This is a genomic window from Faecalibacterium prausnitzii, from assembly GCF_003324185.1.
Taxonomy (GTDB): domain Bacteria; phylum Bacillota; class Clostridia; order Oscillospirales; family Ruminococcaceae; genus Faecalibacterium; species Faecalibacterium prausnitzii.
In genome coordinates this window covers 1-618 of sequence record NZ_PXUP01000074.1, presented here as the reverse complement: position 1 = coordinate 618, position 618 = coordinate 1, and the positions used below count along the sequence as shown (strand labels likewise).

The window sequence follows — 618 nt, the reverse complement described above, 5'->3', positions numbered from 1 at the left end:
TAATAACCCACTATGACACTTTCATCCCTGTGGTCTGCAAAGTGTAGTGGGCTCTCCGAGGGGGAACGGCTGTATAGAGTGCGTTTCGGGCAAATCGCCGCATACGTGTATACGGAAGATGGGTACGCACGTACGCAGTAAATCGGCCAAGTTCTCCCATGTAGAGGGTGTAATTTCGATAAAGAACGTGGTATAATTGACTCAACAAATCGATTTGTGGAGGCGATTATTTATGAAAAAAGAAACCAAGAAATCTATCTTATTCTATGCAGCTTCTGCTCTGTTATATATGGCTTCACTTATTAGCTTCATAAGTGGAAATGATAATTCTATGGCTGTTGTATGGTTGTGTCTTGGTTCATCATTTCTTTGCCTTGGCTCGACGCATCTTTGTTTAGGTTTGTCTCGTAAGAAAAAGGGAAACGACAAAACCGATGCAAGCAATAAATAAATTCCTAGTATATTGCACTCACTCCTAAGCAGGGTTTGGGGCAGGCACGCCCCAACAAGAAGCTGTCCCAAAAGGGCAAGAATTTTCAAGAATTGAAAATTTGTGGCCACGGGACGATTCTTGCTCTCACGAAAACCCATACTTTTTGAAAAAACGCTTTTCGCAGC

The 618-nt window shown here is 42.6% G+C and carries 1 protein-coding gene; it reads left to right on the top strand.

Annotated features, from left to right (window positions below; all coding sequences use genetic code 11):
- The first annotated feature begins 232 nt into the window (after nucleotides 1-232).
- Nucleotides 233-451: a hypothetical protein gene (locus C7J97_RS14765; protein WP_080545308.1), complete on the top strand. Its 219-nt coding sequence runs from the start codon at nucleotides 233-235 to the stop codon at nucleotides 449-451.
- Nucleotides 452-618 lie beyond the last annotated feature (167 nt).